The organism is Pleionea sp. CnH1-48 (assembly GCF_024124665.1).
GTDB lineage: Bacteria > Pseudomonadota > Gammaproteobacteria > Enterobacterales > Kangiellaceae > JAMXSB01.
The window spans coordinates 38,710-53,242 of sequence record NZ_JAMXSB010000019.1 but is presented as its reverse complement, the minus strand read 5'-3'; the positions used below and the strand labels follow the sequence as shown (position 1 = coordinate 53,242).

Below are 14,533 nucleotides of genomic sequence, written 5' to 3'. Positions count from 1 at the left end.
GTATTTTTTGGCTTAAAAGTAAAATGGAATTTACTTAATCAGAAATGATTAGTATTTATGTGGTTATCTCTAAAACCTTAAAAAAACAAAGTTAATATCTGATTTTTAGTATTAAGTTTACTATCTCCATAAAATGATTGTGTTTTTGTTTTAGCCAAATATTGCAATGAAAAGGTAATATTTCACTGTTTTAACATCATGGGTTGTTCGCTATGCGCGACTATTGTAGTTTCTTCTTCACTTACGTTGGGACGCCAGTTTATAAGCCCTTATAAATTGAGTGTTTATATAAAGATAAAAGAGTTTAAAACTCATAATAATAATGGAGTAAGTTTGATGATGAAAACACAACCGAAAAAGGTTGCTAACATTTTGACGGCAACATTGTTGTCTTCTGCTATTTCTGGTGTTTTATATGCATCAGAAAACAAAGCTGAATTCAATGAAGGGGCAGTACATGAAAAAATGGCAACTGTAGATCGGTCGGCAATCAAAAATAAAAATAATCCATTGCCAGAGCGTTATATCATTAAGTTCAAACCAAATAGCTCAAGCGTTGCAAAATATTCTGTAGCTAAAAATAAAGTCATGTCTAAAGCAATGGCATTAGGCGGTGTTATAAAACAGGAATTCAATAACCTTCAAGTGGTGACTGCTGAGTTATCAGAGCAAGCTGCAAACGAATTAGCACAAGATAATGCAATCGCCTATATCGAAAAAGATCAGCCTCGTCGTATTCTTAGTCAGGATATGCCTTATGGCATCAGTATGGTTCAGGCTGATATGGTGGATGACTCGGTTGCATCGGCTGCTTCTGGCGGCAAGAAAATCTGCGTCATCGATTCAGGGATCCAATTGCCTCATGAAGATATGGGAGCTCAAGGCGCTACTGTTTCAGGCACTAACGATAGCGGTACTGGTAATTGGTTTGATCACGGCGGCCCTCACGGAACTCACGTTGCAGGAACCATTGCAGCGTTAAATAATGGTATTGGTGTTCGTGGTGTGATTGGCTCTGATCCTAACGTACATATTGTTAAAGTATTTAATCAATCGGGATGGGGTTATTCATCAAATTTAGCCAGCGCAGTTGATGTTTGTATCAATAACGGTGCTCAAGTTATTAATATGAGTTTAGGTGGTAAGTCTTCAACAACCACAGAAAAAGAGCGTATGGATGCCGCTTATCAATCGGGTATTTTGTTAATTGCAGCTGCAGGAAACAGCGGCGATGTTGATAAAGAAGTGGATGTCATGAGTTATCCGGCATCTTATGACAGCGTTGTATCAGTTGCTGCTATTGATGATAAAAAAGAACTTGCTGGCTTCTCACAAAAAAATGCTCAAATAGAAATTGCTGCACCGGGTGTCGATATTGTTTCGACTTATCCTCATGGTTTAGGTTCTGAAGTTAACTTAAACGTTGGCTCGACTCAGTATCAATCGAACAGCATGGAAAATCAGGGAACTGCACAAGGTTCTTTGTATGACTTTGGTCTTGGTAATCAAACAGATAATAATGCATCAGGAAAAGTATGTCTCATTCAACGAGGTGAGATTTCTTTTCATGACAAAGTGAAAAATTGTGAAAGTAGCGGTGGTGTAGGAGCCGTTATTTATAACAATGCTGCTGGGAATTTTGGTGCAACACTCGGTGATACAAATACGACCAGTATTCCGGCTGTGTCTGCGTCTGATGTTGATGGCGCTGCTATGTTGCAGCAATTGGGGCAAACAACGAAGATTCATATTGGTCCTGGCAACTATGGAAAAATGAGCGGTACTTCTATGGCATCGCCTCATGTTGCTGGCGTTGCTGCACTGGTTTGGAGTACTTACCCTAACTGTACCAATCAAGCTATTCGTAAAGTCTTAAACTTAACAGCAGAAGATTTAGGCGAGACGGGACGAGATATTAAGTTTGGTTATGGTTTGGTTCAAACGAAAGCCGCTATTGACTACATTGCAGCAAATGGTTGTACTTTTGATGATGACAACAACCAGGAAGTCATCGAGTTAGTTAATGGTTCTCCAGAAACCAATATTAACCTGGCTCGTAAAGATGAAGCGCTTTATAAAATGCATGTTCCTGCTGAAGCCAAAAACATTCGGTTTGTCATAGAGGGTGGTAGTGGTGATGCTGATATGTATGTCAGAGCGAATCAGGCACCAACCGATGTTGACTACGATTGTCGTCCTTATAAGTCTGGCAGCTCAGAAAGTTGTACCATGAAAGAAACCGATGTGACTTACTTTGTACGTGTTAAAGCGTTTAGTGAAGTTTCTGGGCTGACTCTTTCTGGTAGTTATGAATTAGAAGACAATAATGGGATTACAAAGTTAATCAATGGTGTGGCTGCCACCGGGCTAGCAGGTAATGCAGCCGATGAAGCATTTTATTCCATCGAAGTACCGGAAGGTATGAACCGTTTGGAAGTTAACATGCTAGGTGGTTCTGGTGATGCAGACTTATACGTGCGTTTTGGGGATAAACCTACCAGCTCTAAATATGATTGTCGTCCTTACAAAAATGGCAACAAAGAAAGCTGCGAAATCACTCAAGTAAAAGCGGGTACCTACTATGTTATGTTACGTGGCTACAAAGCTTACTCGGGTGTGGAATTGACGGCGACCTACTCTGCATCGTCAAATGACACTCTTAAAGAGTCAGGATTATCAGGTGCTCGTAGAAGTGAGCAATTCTTCACGCTAGAAGTTCCTGCCGGTCGCTCTCAGGTAGTTATTTCTATGAGTGGAGGAACAGGGGATGCTGATTTATATGTGCGTCATGGTAATCAACCAACGTCAACAAAGTATGATTGCCGTCCTTATAAAAATGGTAACCGAGAGTCGTGCACATTAACGGCTAAACCAGGTACCTACCACATTATGTTACGCGGTTTCTCTAACTACTCCGGTGTAACATTGCAAGGACGATCTTACTAACGAATCGGTTTCTATTACGACTCGTTTAAAGCCCGGCAAGTATGACTTGCCGGGCTTTTTTATTGCGAACAAGACAGATTCGCAAGCTTCTCGTCAGTGATTTATCTCTGGGGCTTTTAATTCCTACTTCCGTCCCCATTTACTCTCTATTCCATTCAAAACAAGTTGTAACCCATAGGATCGGCTGATGAGCCATGTCACTATTCCCATCGTTGAGAGTGAGCGACTCTTGTTACGCGCGCCCAGTGTTGAGGACTTTGAGCTGTATCAAAAGTTTTATACCGATGGCAAAGCTTCCAGCGCCTATGGCGGGCCTATTAGTCCGGCAGATACCTGGAATCGCCTGAAGGCGGATCTCGGTTCTTGGTATTTATTAGGATTTGGTGTTTGGGTTGTGCAAGACAAAGCATCTGGCGAATGTCTCGGTACCTGTGGATTCTGGCAGGGTGTTGGATGGCCGCGAGAGTTAACCTGGTGGCTATTGCCCGAAGCGCGGGGTAAAGGCATTGCGCGGGAAGCGTCACAAGCTGCCATTGCTCATGCATACGGCTCGATGGGATGGAACAAGGTTGAGACCTATATGAACGACGAGAACATTCCTGCACGACGGCTGACTGAGCGTTTAGGCGGCGTTAAAGATAGGCGAGAGCTCTTTCCTGATGGATTGACGAGAGATATCTTTTTGTTCCCTAAGCCTGAGTAACAGAGTATCGATCCGATGAAGTTTTTTTTAATTCAAATACTCAAAGCCGCAATCACTGCTTCGGTTGTTATTGGGGTATTAATTGGACTAAAGTTGTTTTTTAATGGTGAGTTATTTCGACAGTATAGTTTTTTACAGGCGTTAAAAGCTGAGGATGTTCGCATCTACGCCATCGCGTTTGTTGCTATTTTTGTTTTACCTGTGCTTTGGTATAAAAATCGATTGCGAAAAAACTATATGGAAAAAGAGCTTACCAAAATGATTAAAGAGCGAAAAAGTAAAGAGCAGGAATGAGCTATGACGTTGACCCATTATGGATTCATTGTTAAAGCCCCCGGTTACTCTGCTGATAGCCATAGCTTGAATATGGACAGTGAGCATTTTCATACAATGATCGTTGGAGTCTCCAGTCTTGACGAAGCAATTGTAGCGGCCAAAAAAATGGTTGCTGATGGTATTCAGGTCATAGAACTGTGTGGTGGTTTTGGCACTGAAGATAGGGAATTACTAATTCAGGCTGTTGACTCGGAAGTACCTGTAGGCAGTGTTAGTTTTTCTAAGAGTGAAAAAGATAAACTGACGGCTTTTTTAGCTCAGCCATGAGCTAGATCACTAATACATCAAGTTAAAATGAGACAAGTAAACATTACTCACCGTAAATAACACTTTCTAGTTCATCGGTTCTATCTGCCAGAGAAAATTTTTCACGCGCGCTTTGGGCGGCGGCTTGCCCCAGCTTTTCTCGAAGCTCTGGGCTCTGAATCAATTGCTTTAAATATTGAGCAAACTCTTCGACATTAGGATGCTCTGCCAGCAAACCGGTTTTCTGGTGTTCTATTAACTCAGGCATGCTGCTCATGTTAAAAGCGACGATAGGCTTAAAACTTAACATTGCTTCAACGGTTACAAAGCCAAATCCTTCGGATACGGATGATAAAGCAAAAATATCAACGGATTTTAGATACTCAGGGATATTGTCATTAAAACCTACAAGCTCAACATAATTCGTCAACTCTTCGTTTTCAATCATCTGTTGTAGGGTGGTTTCTAGTCCGCCGGTTCCGACGATTTCAATTTTAAAGTTGCAACCTTCATCACGTAAAATCTTTGCGGCCTGAATCAAAAAGTGTTGACCCTTATCGGGGATCAGTCGGCCAATATTGGTGATGAGAACCGGGGCTGAGTCTGATTCTTTGAGTGCTGCAGGAGTGGTCGGCCACTCGTCAGTATCAAGGCCGTGATACACCACAAAAGTCTTTTCTTTCGGCAGCAAATTAGGTAGTCGCGAAAGGCTTTTACGCAGTGTTTCATGGGAGCTGGCAATAAAATGCGTACAGACATTTTTTAACAACCAATGGTTAAGAAACTTGCTTTTGATAGGCTTGGCCTGACCACGTAAATAAACAATATGCTTTACACCAGCGAGCTTTGCACAAAGACCGGAGGCTTTTAAATCTTTTGAGTCGGACAGAATCACCGAGTCAATATGGCTCTGCTTAAAGTATTTATAGAGCCGATACATTTTCAATGGATTTAAAAATGAGTTCTTTCCTAAAGAAAATGGCTCACAGTGAAATCCCAGCTTTGATGCTCGGTTGGCCAGTTCACTGGTGGTGTTGGTGACCAGGCTAATATGATAGTTGCTTTTGCGAGCAAAGGCTTGTGCTAAATCCAGATGAAGTTTTTCTCCACCTCCCCAGAAAGGAGTTGAATTTACAAAGCAAAGAGAGGTTTTGGCGGCGTTTGTCATAATCAATGAGTGTAGAAGGCTTCTAATACAACCGCATCACAATGATATTCGCGACAGTACTCAACGGTGCCATAGAACTTGTAAGTCACATCGTCACGAGTCACTTCTTGAAGTGAGTTGAGTGCATTTTTATAGGGCGGTGTAAGCGTATGCCCGAATTTGTTTTTATCGCGGTAAAAGACATAAACTAAACTGGTTTTTATTCGATAACAGGTCACACGCCCGTCTTCTTGTTCCAGCACTTCTGCCGCTTCAATATTTTTATCAAATCGCTCTGCGTTGATTCTTCGCTTCTTACCTTTGGGTGGGTACAACGAAGGTGAATTTTCGGTTGGGCGTGTTTTAAAACGCCGATGGATCCACAAATACTCTGCTGGATGTTGCGTTAGGAACTCTTCCAGAAACTGATTGATTACCAGCGCGTCTGCCTCTGGATTTTTACCGATATCTGGTAGAGGGGCATGAAGTTTGAGTTTTATCCCTTTGCCATGACCGATACGTTCATGAGTAAAGGGAATGACTGGTGCTTTGGTGAGCTTGGCAAAACGAGAGGTTGCTGTGATAGTGGCTGTATCGACACCAAAGAAAGGGACAAAAATACTTTGTTCTCGGCCATAGTCCTGATCCGCGGCGTACCATACACAGCCATTATCTTTTATCCAGCGCACCATGGCGCGAGTATCGTTGCGAGGAATGGGATGAACAAAACGGCTGCGTCCTTTGAACATCGCTTGTTCAATCACTGGATTCTCATTCTTCCGATAGAGCGCAGCGAGGGGGAAGCGTTTTCCTAACATGGAGCCACCGTATTCCAGGCTGGTGAGGTGGAAGCCTAATATCAGAGCGCCTTTGCCATCTTCTAAGGCTTTTTCATAGTGTTCCATGCCCTCTATCTGTATATGTTTTTGCCAGTTTCGTTGAGGGCCAAACCAAAGCATGGCAGTTTCCATCATGCCGATGCCAGTAGAAATCAGGTTATCTCTGACCAGGGCTTCTATGGAGTCAGCACTGTGTTGTGGAAAACACTGTTCCATATTGGTTCTCGCTACGCGAACCCGGCTTTTAAACAGATGATACATGATGATGCCAAGCAACTTACCCATACGATACAAGATGGGGTAGGGCAGCAGCGCAAGGACGCGCAGAATCAGGAATCCAAGGTAGTTGGGCCAATATCGAGGATGATAAAGATTGGGCCTGGTTGGTTTCTGAGTTGTCATGAGATAGGGGTTTGAATCCTGCGGTGTGAGCTATGATAGCATATCCAAACTATGGTATCATAATTGGATGTTTTAAGAGCAATTATTGCCTATTTTCGGTTACGGATCAGGCTCTTGCAATAAACCGTCGATGCGCTGGTTTTAAGGCAATCTATACTCAGGTATTTCAAGATACAGGTAGGCGGCTAGCAAGCGAATCCCCTGAGCTTAGCTTTACTAAGTAATTGGGGGGAGTGCGCGCAGCCAACACCGCTGCACCTTGAAAGGTGACGGGTATATACTGTATTTGAGACGTTGGAATGATTGATTGGTTTTGCTGTCAAATACCCACTTCGTCAAAGTATCCGTACCATATTAATCAGGAATTAACATGATCATAGTAACAGGTGCCGCAGGCTTTATTGGTAGCAATTTGGTGAAAGCTCTCAACGATCAGGGGCGAACAGATATTCTTGCTGTTGATGATCTCTCTGATGGTCACAAGATGTTTAATCTGGCGGATTGTGAGATCCAGGATTATCTGGATAAAGACGACTTTTTGACACGCCTGCTAAATGATGAATCTTTTGCCGAAGATGTTGAAGTGATTTTCCATCAAGGAGCCTGTTCAACCACAACTGAGTGGGATGGCCAATATATGATGCGGAATAACTACGAATATTCTAAGTCCCTGTTACATTATTGCCAGCGTCATGACATTGCATTTATTTATGCCTCTTCTGCTTCTGTTTATGGTGGCAGTGAGCATTTTATTGAAGAGCGTCAGTACGAAAAGCCGCTGAATGTTTATGCCTACTCTAAGTTTCTTTTTGATCAATATGTTCGGCGCGAAATGAAAACCGCTAAGTCTCAGATTGCGGGATTGCGCTATTTCAATGTCTACGGCCCAAGAGAACAACACAAAGGTGGCATGGCGAGTGTTGCTTTTCATTTTAACAATCAGATTTTAGATAAGGGCGTTTGCCGTTTATTCGAAGGCAATGATGGTTACGATAATGGCGGCCAGCTAAGAGACTTTGTGTTTGTTGAAGATGTCGTCAAGGTTAATCTTTGGTTATGGAAAAATGCTCAAGTGAGTGGCATTTTTAATTGCGGTACGGGTAAAAGTCAGTCCTTTAACGATGTGGCCAATGCGGTGGTTAACTATCATCAACGTGGGACGATTGAGTATATTCCATTCCCTGACAGCCTAAAGGGAGCCTATCAGAGTTATACTCAAGCGGATTTAACACAGTTGCGTGCTGCAGGTTATACCGATGCCTTCCACACTGTTGAGCAGGCAGTTCCTAAGTATTTAGACTGGTTAAACAAGTAAACGTTTTAAATCGAGCTATTGATAATAATATGACAAGAAATAATGCAATACTGATCGTTGGGCCGTCATGGATTGGTGACATGGTGATGGCCCAAAGCTTATTTAAAATGATCAAGCAACAGCAGCCAGATGTTGAAATTGATGTGTTGGCACCTAAATGGACTCTGGGCACCATTGCTCGTATGCCTGAAGTTCGTGACGGCATCGAGTTAGATGTTAAGCACGGTGAGATAGGTTTAGGTAAACGTTATCGTGTAGGTAAAGCCCTACGAGAGAAAAAATACAAACAAGTTTATGTATTACCAAAGACAGTTAAATCAGCGCTAGCACCGCTTTTTGCAAAAATACCTTTGCGTACTGGTATTTTAGGCGAGAGCCGATATGGTTTGATAAACGATATTAAACCTTTTGACAAAAAGATATTAAATCAGACCGTCAAAAAATATGCGTCTCTTTGCCAGTCTATTGACGAAGAAATTCAAACACCTTATCCCGAGCTCGTTGCCGATAAAGCCAATGCTCAGCGTTTGTTAACAGAATTAAACATCAAAGTTGATCGTTTAACCGTAGGGTTTATGCCCGGTGCAGAATATGGTCCTGCCAAGCAATGGCCTTTGGAGCATTTTGCAACATTAGCTAATCTGATCAAAGACGCTGGTGGGCAGACGTTTATATTTGGCTCACCAAAAGATAAAGCCGATGGTGACAAAATTGCTGAAGCTTGTGATGCTGTCGTTAATCTTTGTGGAAAAACCACCATTGAAGATGCGATTGATCTGATTGCCATGACTAATATTGTTGTCACGAATGACTCTGGTTTGATGCATGTGTCTGCGGCTTTGGGATTGCCTCTGGTTTGTATTTATGGTTCTAGCAGTCCATTGTATACACCGCCTTTGTCTGATAAGGCGAAGGTTGAGTGGTTAAAACTGGAGTGTGCACCTTGCCATCAACGACAGTGTCCATTAGGCCATCTTGACTGTTTATATAAAATTACGCCAGCAAAAGTATTTGAACATATAATGAATGCTCAACAAGCTTCATAACTTGTCAATCTAGATACTGAGTTCAGCATAAAAAGAGAATATCAATGAGCCAGACTCAAGAAACATTACCCATCAGCGTTTTTATCATCACCTTAAATGAAGAAAAAAACATTCGTCGAGTGTTAGAAAGCTGTTGCGACATGGACGAAATCATAGTGGTGGATAGTGGCAGTACGGATAGTACCGTGAGTATTGCCAAAGAGTTTACTGATAAAGTCTCATTTAATGAGTGGCCTGGCTACGCTAAACAAAAAGACTATGCCATGTCTTTGTGCAGTAACGAATGGGTGCTTAATCTGGATGCTGATGAAGAGTTAACTCCTGAGCTGATTGAACAGTTTCGCAAAACAATTAGTGATGACCACTATGACGCTGTTCGTTCTCAGAGAAACGATATCTTTATTGGTAAGGCATTGTCCGATTGGACGAAGAAACCTAATAACTGTCGTCTGTATCGAAAACAAGCTGCGCACTTTGATACGACTCGCCTAGCTCATGAGCGTGCTGATATTAGTGGCAAAGAACTGTTTGTGAAAGAGGCTTTTAATCACTACGGCTATGGCAATATCGAAACCATAACCAATAAGAATAATCTTTATTCATCGTTAAAAGCACAAGAGAAGTTCGATAAAGGGAAGTCTTATTCCATCCTTAAGTTACTATTAGTGTTCCCTTTAATTTTTACTAAAACCTATATCTTTCAGCGCCATATTTTCTCTGGCATGCGTGGCTTTATTATTTCGATTATGACGGCTTACTATCTGTTTATCAAAGAAGCTAAGTTATATGAGCATTGTCAGAATAAAAAGTTAGAGGAAGAGTAAGTATCATTCGTTCTATTCTGATTGATAATGGATAAGGTGGTTGTTCGATTACTAAATAACGTTTTTAAGCGCCTGTGTGGAGTCGTGAAGAAGGTTAATTTTGGGGGAATAAGAAGAGGGTGTGAATGGCATTTATATTCGAGCGGCCTTCTGAAGAAGACATTAAGAAATATGAACTTGAATCGTTATATAAGAAATACCAAGCCGCTTGGTATTACAACGATGATGGAGAAAAGTATTATCAGAATATCGGATGGATTCTAGAGCGGGAAAAAGACATTTTCGTTCTTCCTATTAGCAAAAAGTATTACTCTAGATATCCTGATAATTGTTGGACATGGATTATTAAAGTCGATTCAAAAATTGCAAAAGCAGTCTTTCAACAAAAAGAAAATAGTTACTACGATAAAAAACATGATGTCGTTAAGCTATTCTGGAAGTTAAAATTTATTAAGCACATGCATATCAAAAGTAGAACAAAGGAGGAGATATTGTCGATGCTTAGTCAAGCCCTGGAGTTGTATATTGGAAGCCCCTACTCAATGGAAGAAAGGAATTATCTGAGTCGGTTTGAGTTTTAAGAAAGGATTGGTTAAGCCTTCTTATATAACATCTAGCTAGTAAACACTGATCCCAACACAACACTGCGTTTGGCACCTGTTACAGAAGGCACATTACCGGTCTCATTATTCAATCGCTTTTTTGCTAGCCAGGCAAACGTCATGGCCTCAACAAAGTCGCCGTCTACGCCCAGAGTATCGGTAGACATTACATTGATCGAAGCGCCTAGTCGTTGTTGCAATCGTTTCATCAAGAACTGATTAAGCCGCCCACCGCCGCACACGAGAACGTCGGCATCCTTTTGTGTGAATAAAACGATTTGATCAGCCACGCTGACCGCTGTTAGCTCCAATAGCGTTCGTTGAATATCTTGTGGTGAGAGTGCAAAAGAGGTGAGTTTTTGTTGCAGCCAGTGTTCATCAAAATATTCTCGACCTGTGCTTTTGGGATAAGCTTGCTTAAAGTAGTTATCTGTTAACAAGGTATCCAATAAGTCTTCATTGAGCTGTCCTGTTGCAGCCCAGGCCCCTTCGGCATCATAAGGTTTTTGTTGATGCTTCTGGATCCACAAGTCCATCAGTGCACTGGCGGGCCCTGTATCAAATCCTATAACATCGCCACTGTGACTGGGTAGCCAGGTAATGTTTGCGATACCACCTAAATTCAAAATCACACGATCTTTTTCTGAGTGCTTGAATTGTTCCGCGTGAAAGGCAGGAGCAAGTGGAGCACCTTGACCGCCTGCGGCCATATCCATACGTCGAAAGTCTGCGACGGTTAAGATATTGGTCTCAAAGGCGATGACATTGGCGTCGCCGATTTGTAGTGTAAAAGCATGTTGATTGTCAGGGCGATGACGAATGGTTTGCCCATGGGAGCCAATGGCTCTAATGGTGTCTGGGGCTAATTGCGACGCTTGCAAAATGGCATGAGTAGCTTCAGCAAACAGCAATCCAAGCTGGTGATCGAGCTTACCCAACCGATCAATTCGATGTTTGCCTAACTCATTAGCTGGTTGGCTAAGTTGGTAAATTTCTTGCTGGATCTCAGCCGGAATGGGATAGGTTGTTTTGGCAATAAGTCTAGGAGTTGGTTGAGAAAAGTCTGCGATAACAGCATCTATGCCATCGGCAGAGGTTCCTGAAATTAGCCCAATATAGCATTCCTGCATGGCCTAGTTGGCTCCAACGTCTGAATAGATTCTTTGCTGTAATTGTAGACCATTTAAAAGCGGAGCCGCCTGCAAATCAAAACGCGCTTTTTCTTTTGAATTAATAGGAGCCGCTTGAGGCAATTTAACCGTTCTTGGATTTCGGTGAACGCCATTAACAACAAACTCGTAATGGAGATGAGGTGCTTCGGCTAATCCTGTTGCGCCTACTAAGCCAATGGTTTGCCCCTGTTTTACGCGTTTACCACGACTCACTGAGCGTTTTGACAAGTGCAGGTACTTGGTAACGATACCATTACCATGCTGAACGAAGATATATTTGCCATTGTACTTGTTGTAAGACGAGGCGATGACTTTTCCATCACCCGCTGCAAAAACAGGAGTGCCCGTTGGTGCTCGATAGTCGATACCGCGATGGGCCTTCCAACGCTTTAAAATCGGATGGAAGCGACGTGGCTTGAAGTTTGAACTGATGTACATAAAGTTCAAAGGAGCACGCAGAAACGCTTTACGCATGCTTTTGCCCTTGGGGGTATAATAGTTGCTTCGGCCTTTTGAATCGGTATATCGAACGGCTTCAAACACTTCTCCCTGATTAACGAACTGGGCAGCTAATATATTGCCATTGCCAATAAACTCACCTTCCAGATACTTTTTCTCATAAAGAATGGCAAAAGTATCTTTTGCTCGAATGTCGAGAACAAAATCGATGTCCCAACCAAAAATATTAGCCAGCTTCATGATCAGGTTATCGGACAGGCCTGCCTCTTTACCCGCTGTAAACAGTGAGCCTTTGATCACCCCCGAAGCAAAAGCGTGTCGTGTTTCGATGGGTTTGGTTTCAATCTGAGCGTCAAATCCATCGGCTTCTTTGCTAACAATCAGCTTTTCGTTTTTGCTCAGTTGGTAGTTAACTTCAATCAGTTTGCCTTCTGGATCGGAGACAAAGGTTATCACCTTACCTGGGCGTAGTTTCTTTAAATAATCAGCGGCTTTTTTATTTTGAGTGACGCGATACACATCTTGTGCAGAAAAGCCTTGTCGGCTAAATAGTCCAGACAGAGTGTCTCCTGATTTAATAGTGACTTCGACCGAGCGGTTTGAGTGGGGTTCTGTTGGCAGCTCTGGAGCAACTTCGAGTGGCTGTGGCCAATTGAGAGTTAAGGGTAGGCGCTTCTGCGAGACAGGTTTTGAAGACGATACAGTGGTATCGGGTTGTAGCTTAAACTCGGTGCGGGATGGAGGTGTCTCTGCCTGTGAGTCAGTTGTGGAGCTTGATGCTTCTGATGTTGGTGATATTGACGTAGAGTCATCATCAAAGTCTAAGGCAAAGCTAATAAGGTAGATAGCAAATGCGACGCCTATAATCTCCAGCCAGCGAAGCTTGATGGAGTGAAGCCAATCGCTGGCCTGAGCCACCTGTTTTGAGCGTTTACTTTTATAATCTTGCCTGATCATACTGATTTGGAATACAACTTCTGTAGGGTTCCCGCTAGAATAGGGAGTTTAACTGAAACCGCTGGGTATCTCAAAAGGGTTTCCTAGGCTTAATTTATTGAATATCGTCTGTCTCGAGGTCGAAAAGTAAGCGATATTGAGCGGCTTTGAACTTATTTCTGACTGAAAGTTAAGCGAGATATTGGTAAAATGCCTGGCTCGAACTGGGGGGATGCTCACATGTGCAAGCCGCCCATCAAAGCCACTGCTGGGCTTGAGATTGAACGCGCAGAAAGGTAGGCCTAAAACAGGGTAGGCCAGAATAAATTGGAGTATAGATAATGAGCGATTTTTCACACGCTTTGAACGAAATTAAGCGTGGTGCTGACGAAGTTCTGGTCGAAGACGAACTGGTCGAAATGTTAAAAGCAGGAAAGAAGTTGCGTATTAAAGCGGGCTTTGATCCAACGGCGCCGGATCTGCATCTTGGTCATACCGTACTGATTAATAAAATGCGCCAGTTTCAGCAGCTGGGTCATGAGGTTGTATTTTTGATTGGTGACTTCACCGGCATGATTGGTGATCCAACGGGCAAAAGTGCTACGCGACCGCCGCTAACTCCTGAACAGATCGCTGACAATGCCAAAACTTACAAAGAGCAAATCTTTAAAATTTTGGACCCAGAAAAAACAACCGTCGCTTTTAACTCTGAGTGGTGTGAAAAACTTGGATCGGCTGGAATGCTCAAACTGGCTTCTCACCAAACGGTTGCTCGTATGTTAGAACGGGATGACTTTAAGAAGCGCTACAACGGCGGCCAATCGATTGCTATCCATGAATTTATGTATCCGCTGGTACAAGGATACGACTCTGTTGCTCTTGAGTGTGATGTGGAGTTAGGTGGAACCGATCAAAAATTCAATCTGTTAATGGGACGTGAGTTACAAAAAGACTACGGCCAAAAGCCACAGGTTGTGATCACCATGCCATTACTTGAAGGTCTGGATGGTGTGCAAAAGATGTCCAAGTCTTTAGGCAACTACATTGGCATTACCGATGCACCTGGTGAAATGTTCCAAAAAATCGTCTCTATGCCAGACAGTTTGATTTGGCGTTACTTTGAGTTGCTATCTTTCCGTCCCTTAGAAGATTTGGCAAAGCTTAAAGAAAGTATGGAGCAGGGCGCTAATCCTCGTGATATCAAAATAGAACTGGCGCGAGAGCTAGTGGCTCGTTTTCACGGCGAAGAAGCCGCTGCTAACGCGCACAAAGGCGCTGGAAACATTGTTAAAGAAGGCGAGCTCCCGGATGATTGTCCAGAGGTTAGCCTGGATCTAGAAGGCCAGGAAGCGTTGCCTATCGCTCGAGTGGTGAATATGGCTGATCTAACAAAAAATGCCGCTGCGGCAAAAGACATGCTCAAAAACGGCAGCGTAAAAGTGGATTGGCAGCCTGTTGAGCCTTCATTAATGTTGTCTGCTGGTACTTATGTGATTCAAGCAGGCAAAAAGAAAATTGCGAAAGTCACCATCGCATAATGAACAAGGCATTCTGCAGTAA

13 protein-coding genes are annotated in these 14,533 nt (G+C 42.8%); 9 read left to right on the top strand and 4 right to left on the bottom strand.

Annotated features, from left to right (window positions below; translation table 11 throughout):
- Window positions 1-336: 336 nt before the first annotated feature.
- From NH399_RS25785 to NH399_RS23790, 4 genes are all read left to right on the top strand, one after another.
- Complete coding sequence (locus NH399_RS25785) at window positions 337-2,946, top strand: pre-peptidase C-terminal domain-containing protein (RefSeq protein ID WP_305885111.1); 2,610 nt, start codon at window positions 337-339, stop codon at window positions 2,944-2,946.
- 187 nt (window positions 2,947-3,133) lie between these two features.
- The gene (locus tag NH399_RS23800; RefSeq protein ID WP_253043825.1) at window positions 3,134-3,649 is read left to right on the top strand and encodes a GNAT family N-acetyltransferase; all 516 of its coding nucleotides are present in this window, start codon (window positions 3,134-3,136) and stop codon (window positions 3,647-3,649) included.
- Between the two features lie 15 nt (window positions 3,650-3,664).
- On the top strand, window positions 3,665-3,943 hold the full coding sequence (locus NH399_RS23795; RefSeq protein ID WP_253043823.1) for a hypothetical protein: 279 nt from the start codon (window positions 3,665-3,667) through the stop codon (window positions 3,941-3,943).
- Window positions 3,944-3,946: 3 nt separating this feature from the next.
- Window positions 3,947-4,252, top strand: coding sequence for a DUF6506 family protein (locus tag NH399_RS23790; protein ID WP_253043822.1), 306 nt, complete (start codon window positions 3,947-3,949; stop codon window positions 4,250-4,252).
- Window positions 4,253-4,295: 43 nt separating this feature from the next.
- On the opposite strand, the gene NH399_RS23785 is transcribed toward NH399_RS23790, so the two are convergent.
- Window positions 4,296-5,399, bottom strand: coding sequence for a glycosyltransferase (locus NH399_RS23785; protein ID WP_253043820.1), 1,104 nt, complete (start codon window positions 5,397-5,399; stop codon window positions 4,296-4,298).
- Between the two features lie 2 nt (window positions 5,400-5,401).
- On the bottom strand, window positions 5,402-6,619 hold the full coding sequence (gene lpxL / locus NH399_RS23780) for an LpxL/LpxP family Kdo(2)-lipid IV(A) lauroyl/palmitoleoyl acyltransferase (RefSeq protein WP_253043819.1): 1,218 nt from the start codon (window positions 6,617-6,619) through the stop codon (window positions 5,402-5,404).
- Between the two features lie 370 nt (window positions 6,620-6,989).
- On the opposite strand from lpxL, the gene rfaD reads away from it, so the two are divergent.
- The 4 genes from rfaD to NH399_RS23760 all read left to right on the top strand — a co-directional run bounded on the left by rfaD (window position 6,990) and on the right by NH399_RS23760 (window position 10,385).
- Window positions 6,990-7,934 (top strand): ADP-glyceromanno-heptose 6-epimerase, encoded by a 945-nt coding sequence (gene rfaD / locus NH399_RS23775; RefSeq protein ID WP_253043817.1) that lies wholly within the window; start codon window positions 6,990-6,992, stop codon window positions 7,932-7,934.
- Between the two features lie 29 nt (window positions 7,935-7,963).
- A complete protein-coding gene (gene waaF, locus NH399_RS23770) occupies window positions 7,964-8,980 on the top strand; it encodes a lipopolysaccharide heptosyltransferase II (RefSeq protein ID WP_253043815.1) in 1,017 nt (338 codons plus the stop codon).
- Between the two features lie 44 nt (window positions 8,981-9,024).
- Window positions 9,025-9,804 carry a glycosyltransferase family 2 protein gene (locus NH399_RS23765; RefSeq protein ID WP_253043814.1) on the top strand — a complete coding sequence of 260 codons (780 nt, stop codon included), beginning with the start codon at window positions 9,025-9,027 and terminating at the stop codon, window positions 9,802-9,804.
- Between the two features lie 125 nt (window positions 9,805-9,929).
- Window positions 9,930-10,385, top strand: coding sequence for a hypothetical protein (locus NH399_RS23760; RefSeq protein WP_253043812.1), 456 nt, complete (start codon window positions 9,930-9,932; stop codon window positions 10,383-10,385).
- Between the two features lie 32 nt (window positions 10,386-10,417).
- Here the strand turns inward: NH399_RS23760 and NH399_RS23755 are convergent, their stop codons facing one another.
- Together NH399_RS23755 and NH399_RS23750 are read right to left on the bottom strand one after the other, a co-directional pair.
- The gene (locus NH399_RS23755; protein WP_253043810.1) at window positions 10,418-11,536 is read right to left on the bottom strand and encodes an anhydro-N-acetylmuramic acid kinase; all 1,119 of its coding nucleotides are present in this window, start codon (window positions 11,534-11,536) and stop codon (window positions 10,418-10,420) included.
- A gap of 3 nt (window positions 11,537-11,539) precedes the next feature.
- The gene (locus NH399_RS23750; RefSeq protein WP_253043809.1) at window positions 11,540-12,994 is read right to left on the bottom strand and encodes a peptidoglycan DD-metalloendopeptidase family protein; all 1,455 of its coding nucleotides are present in this window, start codon (window positions 12,992-12,994) and stop codon (window positions 11,540-11,542) included.
- Window positions 12,995-13,314: 320 nt separating this feature from the next.
- Here NH399_RS23750 and tyrS point away from each other — a divergent pair, with 320 nt between their 5' ends.
- Window positions 13,315-14,511, top strand: coding sequence for a tyrosine--tRNA ligase (gene tyrS, locus NH399_RS23745; RefSeq protein ID WP_253043807.1), 1,197 nt, complete (start codon window positions 13,315-13,317; stop codon window positions 14,509-14,511).
- Window positions 14,512-14,533: the final 22 nt, after the last annotated feature.

Bases quoted from the DNA above. Each gene is read 5' to 3' on its own strand.
- NH399_RS23760 (WP_253043812.1), top strand. From the start codon at position 9,930: ATGGCATTTATATTCGAGCGGCCTTCTGAAGAAGACATTAAGAAATAT.
- NH399_RS23765 (WP_253043814.1), top strand. From the start codon at position 9,025: ATGAGCCAGACTCAAGAAACATTACCCATCAGCGTTTTTATCATCACC.
- NH399_RS23800 (WP_253043825.1), top strand. From the start codon at position 3,134: ATGAGCCATGTCACTATTCCCATCGTTGAGAGTGAGCGACTCTTGTTA.
- tyrS (WP_253043807.1), top strand. From the start codon at position 13,315: ATGAGCGATTTTTCACACGCTTTGAACGAAATTAAGCGTGGTGCTGAC.
- NH399_RS25785 (WP_305885111.1), top strand. From the start codon at position 337: ATGATGAAAACACAACCGAAAAAGGTTGCTAACATTTTGACGGCAACA.
- waaF (WP_253043815.1), top strand. From the start codon at position 7,964: ATGACAAGAAATAATGCAATACTGATCGTTGGGCCGTCATGGATTGGT.
- NH399_RS23795 (WP_253043823.1), top strand. From the start codon at position 3,665: ATGAAGTTTTTTTTAATTCAAATACTCAAAGCCGCAATCACTGCTTCG.
- NH399_RS23755 (WP_253043810.1), bottom strand. From the start codon at position 11,536: ATGCAGGAATGCTATATTGGGCTAATTTCAGGAACCTCTGCCGATGGC.
- lpxL (WP_253043819.1), bottom strand. From the start codon at position 6,619: ATGACAACTCAGAAACCAACCAGGCCCAATCTTTATCATCCTCGATAT.
- rfaD (WP_253043817.1), top strand. From the start codon at position 6,990: ATGATCATAGTAACAGGTGCCGCAGGCTTTATTGGTAGCAATTTGGTG.
- NH399_RS23750 (WP_253043809.1), bottom strand. From the start codon at position 12,994: ATGATCAGGCAAGATTATAAAAGTAAACGCTCAAAACAGGTGGCTCAG.
- NH399_RS23790 (WP_253043822.1), top strand. From the start codon at position 3,947: ATGACGTTGACCCATTATGGATTCATTGTTAAAGCCCCCGGTTACTCT.
- NH399_RS23785 (WP_253043820.1), bottom strand. From the start codon at position 5,399: ATGACAAACGCCGCCAAAACCTCTCTTTGCTTTGTAAATTCAACTCCT.